This window comes from Streptomyces sp. NPDC018947 (genome assembly GCF_044390505.1).
In the GTDB taxonomy this organism is placed as follows: domain Bacteria; phylum Actinomycetota; class Actinomycetes; order Streptomycetales; family Streptomycetaceae; genus Streptomyces.
Genome location: NZ_JBIRZD010000014.1, coordinates 98,190 through 115,812 on the forward strand (window position 1 = coordinate 98,190; position 17,623 = coordinate 115,812).

Genomic DNA, 17,623 nt, shown 5'->3' on the forward strand with positions numbered 1-17,623 from the left:
CGCGGAGGCACGCCGGGGCGGCGTACGGCACCGGTGTGCGCGGACGCGGAGCTAGGGGTGGGCGCCCGGGGTGTCCGGCTTGGCACCGAGCAGTACGGTGTCCCGACCGTCCTCCTCGGCGAGCTGGACCTTGACCGTCTCCCGCAGCGACGTGGGGAGGTTCTTGCCGACGTAGTCGGCGCGGATCGGCAGTTCGCGGTGGCCCCGGTCGACGAGGACCGCGAGCTGCACCGCGCGCGGGCGGCCGATGTCGTTCAGCGCGTCGAGGGCGGCGCGGATGGTGCGGCCGGAGAAGAGCACGTCGTCGACGAGGACGACCAGGCGGCCGTCGATGCCGTCACCGGGGATCTCGGTGCGGGCGAGGGCGCGCGGGGGCTGGAGCCGCAGGTCGTCGCGGTACATGGTGATGTCGAGCGAGCCGACCGGCATCTTGCGCTCGGTGATCTGCTCCAGCTTGTCGGCCAGCCGCCTGGCGAGGAAGACGCCGCGGGTGGGGATGCCGAGGAGCACCACGTCGTCGGCGCCCTTGGCGCGTTCGACGATCTCGTGGGCGATGCGGGTGAGGACCCGTGCGATGTCGGGGCCTTCGAGAACGGGCCGCGCGTCGGAGTGCTTGTCCTGCCGCCCGTCGTCCTGCTGCTTGTCCATATGAAACGGACCTCCTTCTCCGCCTCACGGGACGGACCTTAAAGGACGTCTGAATTGCGCCACCTACGATAACAGGCCCCCGGAACGGCTCACGATCGACCCCCGACACTCCCCCGTCACTCCTGCGCCCCTCCGATGTCACCCGATCGCAGCAACGGAGTGCGGATACCACGGAAGCGTCGATGCGGACCACTCGGCTTGACGCAGAAGAGTAACGCTGCGTAACCTCACAGTGAGTTACCAGCCGCGCGGCAGACAACACAGCCGGCCGCGTCGACACCTTGTCCCGGGAGCCATATGTCCAGCGAATACGCCAAACAGCTCGGGGCCAAGCTCCGGGCCATCCGCACCCAGCAGGGCCTTTCCCTCCACGGTGTCGAGGAGAAGTCCCAGGGCCGCTGGAAGGCGGTCGTGGTCGGGTCGTACGAGCGTGGCGACCGTGCCGTGACCGTGCAGCGCCTCGCCGAGCTGGCGGACTTCTACGGCGTTCCCGTGCAGGAGCTGCTGCCGGGCACCACCCCGGGCGGCGCCGCCGAGCCGCCGCCGAAGCTGGTCCTGGACCTGGAGCGGCTGGCCACGGTGCCGGCCGAGAAGGCGGGTCCGCTGCAGCGCTACGCGGCCACGATCCAGTCGCAGCGCGGCGACTACAACGGCAAGGTGCTCTCGATCCGCCAGGACGACCTGCGCACACTCGCCGTCATCTACGACCAGTCGCCGTCGGTCCTCACCGAGCAGCTCATCAGCTGGGGCGTTCTGGACGCCGACGCGCGCCGTGCGGTGGCCACGCACGAGGACGCCTGAGCGGACGGCGCGCTCCGCGCCGGACAACAGCAGAAACGTGCCGCCGGGGTGGCCGGAAGCCTGTGGTTTCCGGCCACCCCGGCCGCGTCCGGCGGCTCGGGGCCGCGGGCGGACGCCGAAGGGCCGGTGGTGACGTGGTCACCACCGGCCCTTCGGCGTCTGTGTCTGTCAGGCCTGGTCCCGGCGCAGCGAAGGCTTCAGTTCCTTCAGCCGGCCGAGGAGACCGTTGATGAACGCGGGCGACTCGTCCGTGGAGAACTCCTTCGCCAGTTGCACCATCTCGTCGAGGACGACGGCGTCCGGGGTCGCGTCGACCCAGATCAGCTCGTAGGCGCCCAGACGCAGGATGTTGCGGTCGACGACCGGCATGCGGTCGAGCGTCCATCCGACCGAGTACTGGGCGATCAGCTCGTCGATGCGCTCGGCGCGCTCGGCGTAGCCCTCGACCAGCTCCATCGTGTACTCGCTCACCGGCGGCTGCCGGGTGTCGGACCGGGAGTGCCGGACCCAGTCCGCGAGGACCGTCAGGACGTCGGCGCCGCGCTGATCGCCCTCGAAGAGGATCTGGAAGGCGCGCTTGCGGGCCGTGTTGCGAGCAGCCACGGTTAGCTGTTCACCCGGCCGAGGTAGTCGCTCGTACGGGTGTCGACCTTGATCTTCTCACCGGTGGTGATGAAGAGCGGGACCTGGATCTGGTGGCCGGTCTCCAGCGTGGCGGGCTTGGTGCCGCCGGTGGAGCGGTCGCCCTGGACGCCGGGCTCGGTCTCCTGGATGGTCAGCTCCACGGCGGCGGGCAGCTCGACGAAGAGCACCTCGCCCTCGTGCTGCGCGACGGTGGCCTCGAAGCCCTCGATGAGGAAGTTGGCGGCGTCGCCGACGACCTTGCGGTCGATGTGGAGCTGGTCGTAGGTCTCCATGTCCATGAAGACGAAGTAGTCGCCGTCCATGTAGGAGAACTGCATGTCACGCTTGTCGACGGTGGCCGTCTCGACCTTGACGCCGGCGTTGAAGGTCTTGTCGACGACCTTGCCGGAAAGCACGTTCTTGAGCTTGGTGCGCACGAAGGCCGGGCCCTTGCCGGGCTTGACGTGCTGGAACTCGACGACGGACCAGAGCTGGCCGCCTTCGAGCTTGAGCACCATGCCGTTCTTGAGGTCGTTCGTGGAAGCCACGGTTGCGGAATCTCCTGGACTGGACTGACGTGGACGACCCCGGGGCGGGCGCACAGCGCGAGGCTAGAGCGCGAGCAGCTCCTTGGTCGTGATGGTGAGTAGCTCGGGTCCGCCGTCCGCCTCGGGGCGCACGACGAGCGTGTCATCGATCCGGACCCCGCCCCTGCCCGGGAGGTGGACTCCCGGTTCGACGGTGACCGGCACACAAGCGTCCAGTTTACCCATGGCCGCGGGGGCCAACTGCGGGTCCTCGTCGATTTCCAGTCCGACACCGTGACCGGTGAGCGTCTGGAGGTTCTCCGCGTACCCCGCGGAGTCCAGTGTCTGACGGGCCGCGCGGTCCACGTCGCGGCAGGCCGCCCCGGGTACGAGGGCCTCCCGGCCGGCCCGCTGAGCGGCGAAGACGAGGTCGTACAGCTCGATCTGCCAGTCCGCGGGAGAGGTGCCGATGACGAACGTGCGCCCGATCTCGCAGCGGTAGCCGCGGTACGTCGCGCCCAGGCACACGGAGAGGAAGTCGCCCTCCTCCACACGCCGGTCGGTGGGCCGGTGGCCGCGGCGGCCGGAGTTGGGGCCGGTGCCGACCGAGGTGGGGAAGGCGGGGCCGTCCGCGCCGTGGTCGACCAGGCGGCGCTCCAGCTCCAGGGCGAGGTGCCGCTCGGTGCGGCCGACGAGGATGGACTCCAGGAGTTCGCCGAGGGCCTGGTCGGCGATCTCGGCGCCGATGCGCAGGCAGGAGATCTCCTCCTCGTCCTTGACGACCCGGAGCTGCTCGACGGCTTGTCCGAGGTCGCTCAGGCGCAGCCGCGGCGCGACCGCACCCATGGCGCGGTGCCGGGCGACGGTGAGGTGGTGGTCCTCGGTGGCGAGGGTGTCGGCGCCCTGGGCCTCGGCGAGGCGGGCGGCGGCGACGGCCGGGTCACCGCCGGGGGCGGGCATGGCCCGCAGCGGCAGTGCCTCGTCGGGCCTTCCCTCGGTGGGCCGGTCGTCCGGCGGGCCGGAGCAGACCAGGAGATCCTCGCTCTTGCCCAGCAGCAGCACGGCGCCGTGCGGGGCGGCGCCCGCGAGATAGCGCACGTTGGCGGGCCGGGAGACGAGCGCCGCCGCGCTGCCGCCCGCGTTGCAGCGTTCCCGTAGGCGCGTCCGGCGGGCCGCGTACACCTCTGACATGAGCCGAGCGTAAGAGCTCCGCCCCGGGGGCGCCGCTCGAGAGGGCCGAGTGGGGAGGTCCGTGGGGTGCGCCGGGTGCGTGGTCCCGGGTGGGGCCGGGCGTCGTCCGGTGTCCGCGGGGCGCTGGGGGCTTGTCGCGCGGTTCCCCGCGCCCCTCACCGGGCGCCCCAGTGGTCCCTGAGTTACCAGCTCGGGGGGCTGGCTATGGAGCGGGACAGGACCTCGTCCAGGACGCGAGCCGTTTCCGGTATGTCGAGCTGGGAGTTGTCGATGATGGGCAGGCCCGAGCCGTACCAGCCGGCCATGCGGCCGTGGATGCGGGCGACCTCCTCGTCGGTGAGCCGCCGGTTGCCGCTGCGTTCGGCGTTGCGCTCCAGGACGATGTCCAGTCCGGGCAGCAGGACGACCGGGAGCAGTCCGGGGCCGACGTGCCGCTTCCAGCCGCCGAGTCCGACGACCGGGCGGTCCGGGAAGACGGCGTCGTCGAGGATGCACGAGATGCCGTTGGCGAGGAAGTTGCGCGCGGAGAAGCCGCAGGTGCGGCGGGCGAGGCGGTACTGGGCCTCGGAGTTCTCGTTCCACCCGGACTGGGGGTCGGCGAAGCCCGAGCGGACCCATTCGCGCACGTCGTCGAGGCTGATGTGGGCCGTGGGCACCCGGCGGTGGTCCGCCCAGTACTTGGCGACGCTGGTCTTGCCCGCGCCCGCGGGGCCGATCAGCAGGACCGCGAGCGTGGTGGTGCCCGGGTCGGGTGCGGCGGCCGCGGCGGGCGGTGCGCTGGGCGCGGCGACGGGAGCGCCGGGCGGCAGCTGGACGTGCCCCGTGGTGTCCGGCACGGGCGGCGGCACGGGCGCGTGCTGCGGGGCCCCGACGTGCGGGGACTGCACGGGGTAGCCGGGCGCCGCGGGCGGCGGCACGGGGGCGGGGCCCTGGTGCGGACCCGGGTGGTGTGCGGCCGGGGACCAGCCGACGGCCGGTCCGTGCCCCGGCTGAGGGGGCGGCGGCAGCGGAGAACCCACTGCGTGCTGCATCCGGTGCCACTCCGTCTCGTACAGGCGATGGGCGCTGACAGCGGGAGGGGTACCCGCTCTCCCCCACAGACTAAAGGGCGTGGGAGGGACCCCCACGGAACGGTACCGCCCCCGGCCGTCCTTCGGGGAACGGCCGGGGGCGGCACGAAGTGCCCGTCCCCCGAGGCGAATCGGGCGGAAGGGTGTGCCCGGGGACTACTCGCCCACTTCGCCGTAGGCGGCGAGGAGGACGGCCGGGTCGGGTCCCTCCAGGACGGTGGGCTTGGCCAGGCCGTCCAGGACGATGAAGCGCAGCAGGTCGCCGCGGGACTTCTTGTCGACCTTCATGTTCTCGACCAGCTTGGGCCACTGGTCGTAGCGGTAGTGCAGCGGCAGGCCGACCGCTTCGAGGATGCTGCGGTGGCGGTCGGCGGTGGCGTCGTCCAGCCGGCCCGCGAGGCGGCCCAGCTCGGCGGCGAAGTGCATGCCGACGGCGACGGCGGCGCCGTGACGCCACTTGTAGCGCTCGTTCTTCTCGATGGCGTGGCCGAGCGTGTGGCCGTAGTTGAGGATCTCCCTGCGGCCCGCCTCCTTCAGGTCGGAGGAGACGACCTCCGCCTTGACCTCGATCGAGCGCACGATCAGTTCGGCGGTGTGCGGGCCGGCCGGGGTGCGCGCGGCCTGCGGGTCGGACTCGATCAGGTCGAGGATCACCGGGTCGGCGATGAAGCCGGCCTTGATGATCTCGGCGAGGCCCGAGACGTAGTCGTGGACGGGGAGGGAGTCCAGCGCGGCGAGGTCGCACAGGACACCGGCCGGCGGGTGGAAGGCGCCGACGAGGTTCTTGCCCTCGGCGGTATTGATGCCGGTCTTGCCGCCGACGGCCGCGTCGACCATGGCGAGCACGGTGGTCGGGACGGCGACCCAGCGCACCCCGCGCAGCCAGGTCGCGGCCACGAAGCCCGCCAGGTCGGTGGTGGCGCCGCCGCCGACGCCGACGATGACGTCGGTGCGGGTGAACCCGGACTGGCCGAGCGCCTTCCAGCAGTAGGCGGCGACCTCGGCGGTCTTGGCCTCCTCGGCGTTGGGCACCTGGACGGCGATCGCCTCGTAGCCCTGCTCTGCCAGGTCGGCGCGCAGCGCGTCGCCGGTCTCGGCGAGCGCCTCGGGGTGGATCACGGCGACCCGCTTGGCCCGGGAGCCGATCAGACCGGCGAGTTCACCCAGGAGCTGACGGCCCACCAGGACCTCGTAGGGCTCGGTCCCCGCGGTGCCGCCGACCTGGATCCGGGTGACTGCCTCGCTCATGCTTCCTTCAACTCCAGTGCGTCCAGGACGGCCCGGGTGACTTCTTCCGGCGTCCGTCCGTCGGTGGCCACGACGACCGTGGCGACCTCTTCGTACAGGTGGCGGCGGGCCTCCATCAGCTCGCGCCACTGCTTGCGCGGGTTGACCGCGAGCAGCGGGCGCGCGACGTTCAGGCCGGTGCGCCTGACCGCCTCCTCGACGTCCATCGAGAGGTAGACGACGCGCCGTCCGGCGAGCAGGCCGCGGGTGCCGTCGTCCAGGACGGCGCCGCCGCCGAGGGCGAGGACACCGGCGTGCTCGGTGAGCGCCCGGCGCACGGCCTGCTTCTCCAGGGCCCGGAAGGCCGCTTCGCCCTCGTCGACGAAGATGTCGGCGATGGCGCGGCCCTGCTCGGTGACGATGTCCTCGTCCGTGTCGCGGTGGCCCACACCGAGCCGCTCGGCGAGGAGCCGGCCGACGGTGGACTTGCCGACGCCCATCGGGCCGACGAGGACGATCAGCGGGCCCGTGGTCATCGGACGGCCAGGTTGTCGAGGTACGAGGTGACGTTGCGGCGGGTCTCGGCGACGCTGTCACCGCCGAACTTCTCCGCCACCGCGTCGGCGAGGACCAGGGCGACCATCGCCTCGGCGACGATGCCGGCGGCCGGCACGGCGGACACGTCGGAGCGCTGGTGGTGCGCCTGCGCGGCCTCGCCGGTGACGACGTCCACGGTCTTCAGGGCGCGCGGCACGGTCGCGATCGGCTTCATGGCGGCGCGCACCCTCAGCAGCTCACCGGTGCTGAGGCCGCCCTCGGTGCCGCCGGAACGGCCGGAGACCCGCCGGATGCCGTCGGGCGTGCCCACGATCTCGTCGTGGGCCTGGGAACCGGGCACCCGGGCCAGCTCGAAGCCGTCGCCGATCTCGACGCCCTTGATCGCCTGGATGCCCATGAGGGCGCCGGCGAGCCGTGCGTCGAGCTTGCGGTCCCAGTGGACGTGCGAGCCGAGGCCCACCGGCACGCCGTAGGCGAGGATCTCGACCACGCCGCCGAGGGTGTCGCCGTCCTTGTGGGCCTGGTCGATCTCGGCGACCATCGCCTTCGACGCGTCCGCGTCCAGGCAGCGCACGGGGTCGGCGTCCAGCCTCTCGACGTCGGCCGGCGTCGGGTACACCCCGTGCGGCGCCTTCGCCGAGGCCAGCTCGACGACATGGCTGACGATCTCGACGCCGGTCGTCTCCTTCAGGTACGAGCGGGCCACCGCGCCCAGCGCGACACGGGCCGCCGTCTCACGGGCGGAGGCGCGCTCGAGGATCGGCCGGGCTTCGTCGAAGCCGTACTTCTGCATGCCGGCGAGGTCGGCGTGACCGGGGCGCGGCCGGGTCAGCGGGGCGTTGCGGGCGAGGCCGGCCAGGACCTCGGGGTCGACCGGGTCGGCCGCCATGACCTGCTCCCACTTGGGCCACTCGGTGTTGCCCACCATGATCGCGACCGGGGAGCCGAGGGTCAGTCCGTGGCGGACGCCGCCGAGGAAGGTGACCTCGTCGCGCTCGAACTTCATCCGCGCACCGCGCCCGTAGCCGAGCCGCCGCCTCGCCAGGTGGTCCGCCACCATGTCGGTGGTGATCGGCACGCCGGCGGGCAGACCCTCCAGCGTCGCGACGAGTGCGGGACCGTGGGACTCCCCTGCGGTCAGCCAGCGCAACCTGCTCAACGGTGCTCCTCAGTGCTCGCGCCCCGATATGCCTTGTGTACGAGTCTTCTCCGCGTACGGCGACGGCGGTTCCGGGTGCGCGGCCCCGGTCCGCCACTTCCGATCCTCCCACGCCCGGCCGCCCGGCCAGGCCGCCGGTCCATCTGACGGACGGGCGGGATCAGGCGGAGCCGGTGCCCGGACCCCGCTGGGGAGCGTAGGCCCCGAGGAAGTCGGCACCGCTCGGCTGCGTCTGCCGGGGCGGCGCGTAGGGCCCGAGGTGATCGGCACCGCTGCCCTGACCGCTCTGCTGCCGGGGCGCGTGGACACCCGGGTGGTCCGCTCCACTGCCCCCGTCGGCCCGCGGCGGCGCGTAGGGGCCCAGGAAGTCGGCGCCGCGGCTCTGCCCGGACGGCACCGGCGCCTGGACGGGCGTGCCCGACCGGGCCGCGCGGCGGCGGGCGATGCCGCGCTTGGCCTTGATCACCCAGGACGCGACGAGGGCTAGCACGATCAGGGCGAGCACCGTGATCTGCACCCAGTCGGGCAGGAAGCCCAGCACGGCATCGAAGATCTGGGTCTTGACGGACGCCAGCGGCACGCCTGTGGACATGGATCGTCTTCCCTCCCCGTTCCGCCCCCTGCGGAACGGGAGGGATCCTAGCGGTCGGCGAGGGCGCGCTCTCCCGCTTTTCGCATGGCGGCGAGGGGGGCGGGCGCGCGGCCCGTCATCCGCTCGACCTGGAGCACCGCCTGGTGCAGCAGCAGGTCGAGGCCGCCGACGACGGCCCCGCCGAGCGCCGACCAGCGGGCGGCGAGCGCGGTCGGCCACGGGTCGTACAGCACGTCGAAGAGGGTCGCGGGCGCCCCGGGCACGGCGGAGGCCAGCGCGTCCGTGGCGCCCGCCGGGGTGGTGGCCACGACCAGCGGGGCGCGCAGCGCCTGCTCGGCGTCCGCCCAGTCGGCGATGCGCACCTCGACGTCCAGGCGCTCCGCCCAGCCCCGCATCTCTGCGGCGCGGGCCTCGCTGCGTACGTACACGGTGACCTCGCCGGTGCAGACGCGGGCCAGCGCGGCCAGGGCGGAGGAGGCGGTGGCCCCGGCGCCGAGGACGGCGGCGGTGTCGACCTTCTCGACGCCGTGCTCGCGCAGGGCGGCGACCATGCCGGGGATGTCGGTGTTGTCGCCGGTTCTGCGGCCGTCCCCGGTGAGGACGACGGTGTTCACGGCGTCCACGGAGGCCGCAGTGTCGCTGATCTCGTCCAGCAGCGGGATGACCGCCCGCTTGAGCGGCATGGTCAGCGACAGCCCCGCCCACTCGGGGCCCAGCTTCTCGAAGAAGCCCGGCAGCGCCGCCTCGTCCACCTCGAAGCGGTCGTACGTCCAGCCCTCCAGGCCCAGTTCCGCGTACGCGGCGCGGTGCAGCACCGGGGAGAGGGAGTGGGCGATCGGGGAGCCGAGAACGGCGGCTCGGCGGGGCACGGGCATCAGTTGTTCCTCGAGGCGTTCCACTTGTCGACCAGTTTCTGGTGTTCCTGGTTGGTCTTCGTGAACTCGCTCGTCTTCCCGTCGAGCGAGATGAAGTAGTACCAGCCGTCGGAGGTCGGGTCGAGCGCGCCCTTGAGCGCCTCCTCGCCCGGGTTGCCGATCGGACCGGGCGGCAGCCCCTTGTGGTAGTAGGTGTTGTAGGGGTTGTCGTAGCTGCGCAGCTCGCTGAGCGACAGGTCGAGCTTGCTCTGGTTCTTGACGTAGTTGTACGTGGAGTCGAACTCCAGCATTCCGTTGGTCTGCACGTTGCCCGGCTTGAGGCGGTTGTAGATGACCTCGGCCATCCTGCGGAAGTCGTCGTGGCTCGTGCCCTCGGCCTGGGCCAGGCTCGCGACGGTCAGCAGTTGCCAGGGGCCTTCGAGACCGAGGCTGTCGGCCTTCTGCTCGAGACCGAACTCCTCGTACTTCTCGGTCGCCCGCGCCACCATCTGCTTCAGCACGTCCTCGGGCTTCTGCCCCTTGGCGGCCCCGTAGCTGGACGGGTAGAGGAAGCCCTCCAGCGGGTCCTTGACGTCCTTGTGGTTCATCGCCCACTCGGGCAGACCGAGGTTCTTCCACTCCTCCTTGGCGACCTTGGCGGTGGTGCCCTCGGACACGCCGAGCTGCTTGTCGATCAGCTTGTAGATGTCGGCGTTGCGCTTGCCCTCGGCGATGATCAGGTTGCTGCGGCTCTTGGGGTCGAGCAGGAGCTGGACCGCGCTCGCGGCCGACATCTCCTTCTGCAGCGTGTACACGCCGTCCTGGATGCTCTTGCCGTCGGGATTGCTCGCCTGCGCGGCGATGAAGGCGTCGACGCTCTTCACGACGCCCTTCCGCTTGAGTTCCTGGCCGATGGCCGAGCCGCCGGCGCCCCTGGGGATGGTGACGGTCACCGCCTCGCCGTTGCCGTCGCCCGCGAAGTCCGGCGCCGCGCCGAAGCGGTTTTGGTAGAACTGGTAGCCGAAATATCCGACTCCGGCCACGCCGCCGCCGAGCACCAGGCAGACCACCAGGCAGGCGACGCCGTTGCGGCGCTTCTTGGGCTTGCCGCCCCTGCCCCTGCGGTCGCCGCGCCCCCGGTCACCGCCGTCGGTGCCGTCCGGGCCGTCGCCGTCCCCGCCCGCGAAGAACGCGTGCTCGCCCTCGTCCGGACCGGGGTCCCAGTCGGTGTCCCGCGGTTCCGGTTCGGTGCGCCGGCGGGCGGGCGGCTCGGGGGGCGGGTACGCCTCGGGGGTGGGGTAGAAGTCGGGCTGCTCCGCGCCGTAGGCGGCGTTCTGGCCGGCGTAGGGGTCCGACGGGTCGGGCGGGTACTGGGCCTGAGGGTGCGCACCGCTCCCCCAGTCACCGTTGCCGTAGTCCTGTCCCGGCTGGTGGTGCTGGTGCTGAGCCTGGGCCGCGTACTGCTGGTCGTACTGCTGCTGCCCGTACTGCTGCTGCCCGGAGGGCTGACCGTACTGGTCGTACTGGGGCTCGGGGTGCTGCTGCCCGCCGTACTGGTCGTACTGCTGCGGGCCGTAGGCGGACTGGCCGCCGTCGCCCCAGTCGCCGTACTGCTGCTGCGGCTGCTGCGGGTACTGCTGCGGCTGACCTCCGTAGGGGGACGGGCGGCCCTCCTGGGCCTGCTGTCCGCCCCATCCGCCGTCCCCGTACAACGGGTCCTCCGGATGCCACGGTTCGGAGCCCTGGCCCCGGCCATACTCAGTCATCGATCCCCTAGAGCCGCGAGGCGGCGGACCGCACGGCCGATCGTGGGGGGCCGTCTTCCGTTCCACCTCTTTGCTGTGCGGCGGCTGTTCGAACGCCGCCGCATCGCGCGGAACGTTACCGTATCGCGATCAGATGACCACTTCGACGCCCTCGCCGGGTGCCTCGCCTGACACTCGTTCGGATTCCAGCGCCTGCTGAAGGATGATCACGGCCGCGGCCTGGTCGATGACCGACCTGCCCTTCTTGGACTTCACGCCCGAGGCGCGCAGTCCCTGGCTCGCCGTCACGGTCGTCATCCGCTCGTCGACCAGCCGTACGGGCACGGGTGCGATGCCCTTGGCCAGCTCCTGGGCGAAGCCCCTGACCTTGGCCGCGGCGGGGCCCTCGCCCCCCTTCAGGGAGCGAGGGAGGCCGACGACGACCTCGATGGGCTCGTACTCCTCGGCGAGCTGCCGCAGGCGGCGGTGCGCCGCCGGGACGTCGCGTCCGGGGACGGTCTCCACCGGGGTGGCGAGGATCCCGTCGGGGTCGCACGAGGCGACCCCGATACGGGCGTCCCCGACGTCGACGGCGAGCCGTCGGCCTCTGCGCATCGCGGGCCTACTTCGCCGTCTCGGCGACGAGGCGCTCGACGGCGGCCACGGCGTCACCGACGGCGGCCGCGTTCTGGCCGCCGCCCTGGGCGACGTCCGGCTTGCCGCCGCCGCCGCCGCCGAGGGTCTTGGCGGCGGTGCGCACCAGGTCACCGGCCTTGAGACCGCGCTCGCGGGCGGCCTCGTTGGTGGCGATGACCGTCAGCGGCTTGCCGCCGACCGTCGTGAACAGGGCCACGACCGCGGCCCGTCCGCCCTGGATGCGGCCGCGCACGTCGAGGACCAGCTTGCGCAGGTCGTCCGCCGTGGTGCCGTCCGGGACCTGACCGGTCACCAGGGCGACGCCCCGCACGTCCCGGGCGGAGTCGGCGAGCGAGCCGGCGGCCTGGAGGACCTTCTCGGCGCGGAACTTCTCGATCTCCTTCTCGGCGTCCTTGAGCTTGCCGAGCATGGCGGAGACCTTCTCCGGGAGCTCCTCCGGGCGGCCCTTGATCAGCTCCTGGAGCTGGGCGACGACCGTGTGCTCCCGGGCGAGGAAGTTGTAGGCGTCCATGCCGACGAGGGCCTCGATACGGCGCACGCCGGAGCCGATGGACGACTCGCCGAGCAGCTTGACCAGGCCGAGCTGGGCGGTGTTGTGCACGTGGGTGCCGCCGCACAGCTCCTTGGAGAAGTCGCCGATGGTCACGACGCGCACGCGCTCGCCGTACTTCTCGCCGAACTCGGCGATGGCGCCCTGCTTCTTGGCCTCGTCGATGCCCATGACGTCGGCGCGGACGTCGAGGTCGCGGGCGAGCACCTCGTTGATCTTCTGCTCGACGTCGGTCATCACGGCCGTCGGGACGGCGGAGGGCGAACCGAAGTCGAAGCGGAAGCGGCCGGGCTGGTTCTCGGAACCGGCCTGGGCGGCCGTCGGGCCGAGGGCGTCGCGCAGCGCCTGGTGGGTGAGGTGGGTGGCCGAGTGGGCACGGGCGATCGCGTGGCGGCGCCGGTCGTCGATGGCGGCGTGGGCCTTCGCGCCGACGGTGATCTCGCCGACCTGGACGACGCCCTTGTGGACGTAGACGCCCGGGACCGGCTTCTGGCAGTCGCGGACCTCGATGACGGCACCGGAGTCGGCCTTGATCCGGCCGGTGTCGCCGATCTGGCCGCCGCCCTCGGCGTAGAACGGGGTGCGGTCGAGGACGATCTCGACCTCGTCGCCCTCGGTGGCGGCCGGGGAGGAGACGCCGTCGACGAGGATGCCGACGATCGTGGACTCGCCCTCGGTGTCGGTGTAGCCGATGAAGTCGGTGGCACCGGCGCGGTCGGCGATCTCGCGGTAGGCGCCGAGGTCGGCGTGGCCGGTCTTCTTGGCCTGGGCGTCGGCCTTGGCGCGCTCCCGCTGCTCCTTCATCAGGCGCCGGAAGCCGTCCTCGTCCACGGACAGGCCCTGCTCGGCGGCCATCTCCAGGGTGAGGTCGATCGGGAAGCCCCAGGTGTCGTGGAGCAGGAACGCCTTGTCGCCGGCGAGCACGGTGCCGCCGGCGGCCTTGGTGTCGCTCACGGCGGTGTCGAGGATGTTGGTGCCGGCCTTCAGCGTCTTGAGGAAGGCGTTCTCCTCGGCGAGGGCGACCTTCTCGATCCGCTCGCGGTCGGTGATCAGCTCGGGGTACTGCTGCCCCATCATCCCGATCACGACGTCGATCAGGTCCTTGACGACCGGACCGGTGGCGCCGAGCAGGCGCATGTTGCGGATGGCGCGGCGCATGATGCGGCGCAGCACGTAGCCGCGGCCCTCGTTGCCGGGGGTGACGCCGTCGCCGATGAGCATCACGGCGGTGCGGATGTGGTCGGTGACCACGCGCAGGGAGACGTCCGACTCGTGGGCGTCGCCGTAGGCCACGCCGGTCAGTTCGGTGGCCTTCTTGATGACGGCCATGGAGGTGTCGATCTCGTACATGTTCTGCACGCCCTGCAGAATCATGGCGAGGCGCTCCAGGCCGAGGCCGGTGTCGATGTTCTTGCTCGGCAGGTCCCCGAGGATCTCGAAGTCCTCCTTGCCGGTGCCCTCGCCCCGCTCGTACTGCATGAAGACGAGGTTCCAGATCTCCACGTACCGCTCGTCGTTGACGGCGGGGCCGCCCTCGACGCCGAACTCGGGGCCGCGGTCGTAGTTGATCTCGGAGCAGGGGCCGCAGGGGCCGGGCACGCCCATGGACCAGAAGTTGTCCTTCTTGCCCAGGCGCTGGATGCGCTCGGCGGGGACGCCGACGACGTCGCGCCAGATCTGCTCGGCCTCGTCGTCGTCCTCGTAGACGGTGATCCACAGGCGCTCGGGGTCGAGGCCGTAACCGCCCTTGTCCTGGGCGCTGGTGAGCAGCTCCCAGGCGAGCTTGACGGCGCCTTCCTTGAAGTAGTCGCCGAAGGAGAAGTTGCCGCACATCTGGAAGAACGTGCCGTGCCGGGTGGTCTTGCCGACCTCTTCGATGTCCGGCGTGCGCACGCACTTCTGGACGCTGGTGGCCCGGTCGTACGGCGGCTTGACCTCACCGAGGAAGTACGGCTTGAAGGGCACCATGCCGGCGTTGACCAGCAGCAGAGTCGGGTCGTCCGCGATGAGCGACGCCGAAGGGACGACGGTGTGACCGCGCTCCTCGAAGAAGCTCAACCAGCGGCGGCGGATCTCGGCCGACTCCATCAGTGGTCCTCATTCCGGTTGTACGAGTACGTCGTCCTGTCGACGTACCTCGGATCGTTACGGTTCTCGATGGCGGTGTACCGCCTGGGTGCGGGAAGTTCCCGGTCGACGGGGGCGTTCAGCCCGAGTGCGTCGTCCAGTTCGGCCTCCCGCCGGGCCATGTTCTCGCGGACGTCGAGGGCGAAGCCCACCGCGCGGTCCTTGATCCGGGTGCCCGCGTCGAGCGCCTTGTTGGCCGCGGTCGCGGCGAGGCTGTCCGGGGTGAGCTGCTTGAGCTTCCGGTTGACCTTGGTGGTGGCCCAGACACCGGCGGCCACGCCGGTGCCGAACCAGAACGTACGGCGGAACATCGCTGGATCAGTCCTTCTTCCGCTTCGTCCGCCGCGCGGCCGGGATCGTGCGGCCGACGATCACGGTGCGCCGCGGCTCCTTGGCCGGCAGGTCCTCCTTGCGACCGCCGAGTGCCCGGCGCACGCCGTAGCCGAACGCCGCGACCTTGACCAGGGGGCCGCCGAAGGTGGAGGCCACGGTGGTCGACAGCGCGGAGGCGTTCGACGTGACCTCCTGGACGTCGGAGGCGATCGCGTCGACCCGGTCGATCTGGGTCTGCGCGGAACGCACCGCGGAGGAGGCGTCGGCCAGCAGCGGGACGGCCTGGTCGGTCACGTCCGCCACCAGCTTGGTGGTCGCCCTGAGCGTCTGGGCCAGCCTCGCCAGCGCGACGGCGAGGAAGGAGACCAGGATCGCCCAGAAGACGGCCACCAGGATCCCGGCCACCTCACCACCGGACACTGCGCACCCGCTCCCTGAAAACGTGCCTGAACATCGAGAACATCGAAAAAGTCGTGCACCGAGCCTATCGCGCCGGGCGCGGGGCTCCGTACCGGATTACCGCCCGCGCCGGGGGCGGAGCGGGCACGGCCGGGCGGCCGGGGGCGTGCGGGCGCGGCACCGGCGGGAGCGGACATGCCGCAGCCCGCCGCCCCGCCCGCCCGAAGGGGCGGGGAGACGGCGGGCTGCGGTACCGCTGCGGTACTGGCGTCCGGCTGGATCAGCGGGCGTAGTACTCGACGACGAGCTGCTCGTCGCAGATCACCGGGATCTCCTTGCGGTTCGGCTCGCGGTCCAGGCGGAACGCCAGGGCCTTGAGGTTCACCTGGAGGTAGCGCGGGGTCTCGCCCTCGGGGGCGAAGCCGCCCTCACGGGCGATCTGGAAGAGCGTCTTGTCCTTGGAGCGGTCGCGGACCTGCACGACGTCGTCCGGACGGACACGGAAGGACGGCTTGTCGACCTTCTGGCCGTTGACCTGGATGTGGCCGTGGACGACCATCTGGCGGGCCTGGTAGATCGTGCGGGCGATGCCCGAACGCAGGACCAGCGCGTCGAGACGGCGCTCGAGCTCGATGACCAGGGCCTCGCCGGTCTTCATGTTGGTCTTGGAGGCACGCTCGTAGGCGCGGACGAGCTGGCGCTCGCTGAGGTCGTACTGCGCGCGCAGACGCTGCTTCTCGAGCAGACGGACCTTGTAGTCCGAGTTCTGCTTGCGGCCGCGGCCGTGCTCACCCGGCGGGTAGGGGCGGGCCTCGAAGTACTTGACGGCCTTCGGCGTCAGCGCGATGCCGAGGGCACGCGACTTCTTGACCTTGGGGCGGGACTGGTTCGCCACTGTGTCTCTTTCCTAGTTTCCGGCTTGTCAGGGTTGAGGGAGGTCGCATCCGCAGCCGGGGAATCCCACCGGGTCCGCTCGGGACCCGCCGGGCAGCCGCTCCCCTGGTCTGGGCACATACGTGCAGCACGCGAGTGGCCCACCGACCGTCCCCGGAGTACGGGTGGTGGTGGGCTGCCCGCGACACCTTCGACGGTGCGCGACGCTCCTGGAACCCGCTGGGGGTTCCGGCTGGGCGTCCCGTTCTGACTGCACGGGACTCAGCACTTCGGGCGATTCTACAGGCTGCTCACTGCCCCTTGCGACCGAGGTGCCTGCGGGTCCACTCGACCGCGTCGGCGTAGCGCGCCTCGGCGCCGTGCCGGGTCGGCGTGTAGTAGGTCCGCTCCTTGAGGGCGTCCGGGGCGTACTGCTGGGCGGCGATGCCCTCGGGCAGGTCGTGCGGGTACACGTAGCCCTGGCCGTGGCCGAGCTTGCCCGCGCCCTTGTAGTGGCTGTCGCGCAGGTGGGCCGGGACCGGACCGGCGAGTCCCTTGCGGACGTCCTCCAGGGCAGCGCCGATCGCGGTGGTCGCGGCGTTGGACTTGGGCGCGAGGGCCAGGGCGATGGTGGCGTGGCTGAGGGTGAGGGCGGCCTCCGGGAAGCCGATCATGGCCACGGCCTGGGCGGCGGCGACGGCGATGGGCAGCGCGTTCGGATCGGCGAGGCCGATGTCCTCACTGGCGGAGATCATCAGGCGGCGGGCGATGAAGCGGGGGTCCTCGCCGGCCTCGATCATCCGGGCCAGGTAGTGCAGGGCGGCGTCCACGTCGGAGCCCCGGATGGACTTGATCAGGGCGCTGGCGACGTCGTAGTGCTGGTCGCCGTCGCGGTCGTACTTCACGGCCGCCCGGTCGACCGTCTCCTCCAGCGTGGTCAGCGCGATCTCGCTCTCGCCCTTGTCGAGCGCGGCCCCCGCCGCGGCCTCCAGGGCGGTCAGCGCGCGGCGGGCGTCGCCGCTGGCGATGCGCAGCAGGTGCTCCTCGGTGTCCTCGGGGAGGGTGACGGCCTCCTTGAGGCCGCGCTCGTCGGTCAGGGCCCGGCGCAGCAGGTCCCTGACGTCGTCGTCGGTGAGCGGTTCGAGGGTGAGGAGGAGGGAGCGGGAGAGCAGGGGCGAGATGACCGAGAAGTAGGGGTTCTCGGTCGTGGCGGCGATCAGGGTGACCCAGCGGTTCTCGACGGCGGGGAGCAGCGAGTCCTGCTGGGCCTTGCTGAAGCGGTGGATCTCGTCGAGGAAGAGGACGGTCTCCTTGCCGTACCCGCCGACCGCGCGGCGGGCGCCGTCGATGACCGCGCGGACCTCCTTGACCCCGGCGGTGATCGCGGACAGCTCCACGAAGCGCTTGTTGGTGGCCTTGGAGACGACGTACGCGAGGGTCGTCTTGCCGGTGCCGGGCGGGCCCCAGAGGATCACCGAGGAGGGCCCCGCGGGGCCGGAGGCGCCCTCGCCGACCAGTCTGCGCAGCGGTGAGCCGGGCTTGAGCAGGTGCTGCTGGCCCACCACCTCGTCGAGGGTGCGGGGGCGCATCCGGACGGCCAGCGGGCTGCCGGCCGGGTCCTTCTCCTGGCGTTCTTCTGCTGCGGCGGTGAACAGGTCGGGCTCCACGCAAGAACCCTAAATCAACGC

General features: G+C 71.7%; 18 protein-coding genes. 1 reads left to right on the forward strand and 17 read right to left on the reverse strand.

Annotation, left to right across the window (positions count from 1 at the left end; translation table 11 throughout):
• Positions 1-51: 51 nt before the first annotated feature.
• Positions 52-648, reverse strand: a complete 597-nt coding sequence (gene pyrR, locus ACH499_RS25225; RefSeq protein WP_399018492.1) for a bifunctional pyr operon transcriptional regulator/uracil phosphoribosyltransferase PyrR — start codon at positions 646-648, stop codon at positions 52-54.
• Positions 649-945: 297 nt separating this feature from the next.
• Here pyrR and bldD point away from each other — a divergent pair, with 297 nt between their 5' ends.
• Positions 946-1,449, forward strand: coding sequence for a transcriptional regulator BldD (bldD, locus tag ACH499_RS25230; RefSeq protein ID WP_020938842.1), 504 nt, complete (start codon positions 946-948; stop codon positions 1,447-1,449).
• Positions 1,450-1,617: 168 nt separating this feature from the next.
• On the opposite strand, the gene nusB is transcribed toward bldD, so the two are convergent.
• The 16 genes from nusB to ACH499_RS25310 form a co-directional block, all read right to left on the reverse strand.
• Positions 1,618-2,052, reverse strand: a complete 435-nt coding sequence (gene nusB / locus ACH499_RS25235; RefSeq protein ID WP_356199329.1) for a transcription antitermination factor NusB — start codon at positions 2,050-2,052, stop codon at positions 1,618-1,620.
• Positions 2,053-2,054: 2 nt separating this feature from the next.
• Positions 2,055-2,621: an elongation factor P gene (efp, locus tag ACH499_RS25240; protein ID WP_188180555.1), complete on the reverse strand. Its 567-nt coding sequence runs from the start codon at positions 2,619-2,621 to the stop codon at positions 2,055-2,057.
• Positions 2,622-2,684: 63 nt separating this feature from the next.
• Positions 2,685-3,791: an aminopeptidase P family protein gene (locus tag ACH499_RS25245; RefSeq protein ID WP_399018495.1), complete on the reverse strand. Its 1,107-nt coding sequence runs from the start codon at positions 3,789-3,791 to the stop codon at positions 2,685-2,687.
• Positions 3,792-3,973: 182 nt separating this feature from the next.
• Positions 3,974-4,822: a Pro-rich N-terminal domain-containing protein gene (locus tag ACH499_RS25250; protein ID WP_399018497.1), complete on the reverse strand. Its 849-nt coding sequence runs from the start codon at positions 4,820-4,822 to the stop codon at positions 3,974-3,976.
• A gap of 195 nt (positions 4,823-5,017) precedes the next feature.
• Positions 5,018-6,109, reverse strand: a complete 1,092-nt coding sequence (aroB, locus tag ACH499_RS25255) for a 3-dehydroquinate synthase (protein ID WP_399018499.1) — start codon at positions 6,107-6,109, stop codon at positions 5,018-5,020.
• Complete coding sequence (locus tag ACH499_RS25260) at positions 6,106-6,624, reverse strand: shikimate kinase (RefSeq protein ID WP_399018501.1); 519 nt, start codon at positions 6,622-6,624, stop codon at positions 6,106-6,108. The genes aroB and ACH499_RS25260 overlap by 4 nt, the downstream gene beginning before the upstream one ends.
• Positions 6,621-7,805, reverse strand: coding sequence for a chorismate synthase (aroC, locus tag ACH499_RS25265; protein ID WP_356199340.1), 1,185 nt, complete (start codon positions 7,803-7,805; stop codon positions 6,621-6,623). The genes ACH499_RS25260 and aroC overlap by 4 nt, the downstream gene beginning before the upstream one ends.
• A 160-nt stretch (positions 7,806-7,965) precedes the next feature.
• A complete protein-coding gene (locus ACH499_RS25270) occupies positions 7,966-8,397 on the reverse strand; it encodes a hypothetical protein (protein WP_399018504.1) in 432 nt (143 codons plus the stop codon).
• A 47-nt stretch (positions 8,398-8,444) separates the two neighbouring features.
• Positions 8,445-9,272: a shikimate dehydrogenase gene (locus ACH499_RS25275; protein ID WP_399018506.1), complete on the reverse strand. Its 828-nt coding sequence runs from the start codon at positions 9,270-9,272 to the stop codon at positions 8,445-8,447.
• The gene (gene mltG, locus ACH499_RS25280; RefSeq protein ID WP_399018508.1) at positions 9,272-11,017 is read right to left on the reverse strand and encodes an endolytic transglycosylase MltG; all 1,746 of its coding nucleotides are present in this window, start codon (positions 11,015-11,017) and stop codon (positions 9,272-9,274) included. The genes ACH499_RS25275 and mltG overlap by 1 nt, the downstream gene beginning before the upstream one ends.
• Before the next feature lie 129 nt (positions 11,018-11,146).
• Positions 11,147-11,611: a Holliday junction resolvase RuvX gene (gene ruvX / locus ACH499_RS25285; protein ID WP_356199348.1), complete on the reverse strand. Its 465-nt coding sequence runs from the start codon at positions 11,609-11,611 to the stop codon at positions 11,147-11,149.
• A 7-nt stretch (positions 11,612-11,618) separates the two neighbouring features.
• Positions 11,619-14,291 (reverse strand): alanine--tRNA ligase, encoded by a 2,673-nt coding sequence (gene alaS, locus ACH499_RS25290; RefSeq protein WP_356199350.1) that lies wholly within the window; start codon positions 14,289-14,291, stop codon positions 11,619-11,621.
• On the reverse strand, positions 14,291-14,641 hold the full coding sequence (locus tag ACH499_RS25295; protein WP_356199352.1) for a hypothetical protein: 351 nt from the start codon (positions 14,639-14,641) through the stop codon (positions 14,291-14,293). The genes alaS and ACH499_RS25295 overlap by 1 nt, the downstream gene beginning before the upstream one ends.
• A gap of 7 nt (positions 14,642-14,648) precedes the next feature.
• Positions 14,649-15,083, reverse strand: coding sequence for a DUF948 domain-containing protein (locus ACH499_RS25300; protein ID WP_356199354.1), 435 nt, complete (start codon positions 15,081-15,083; stop codon positions 14,649-14,651).
• A gap of 259 nt (positions 15,084-15,342) precedes the next feature.
• On the reverse strand, positions 15,343-15,957 hold the full coding sequence (rpsD, locus tag ACH499_RS25305; protein ID WP_356199356.1) for a 30S ribosomal protein S4: 615 nt from the start codon (positions 15,955-15,957) through the stop codon (positions 15,343-15,345).
• A gap of 289 nt (positions 15,958-16,246) precedes the next feature.
• Complete coding sequence (locus tag ACH499_RS25310; RefSeq protein ID WP_399018512.1) at positions 16,247-17,602, reverse strand: replication-associated recombination protein A; 1,356 nt, start codon at positions 17,600-17,602, stop codon at positions 16,247-16,249.
• Positions 17,603-17,623: the final 21 nt, after the last annotated feature.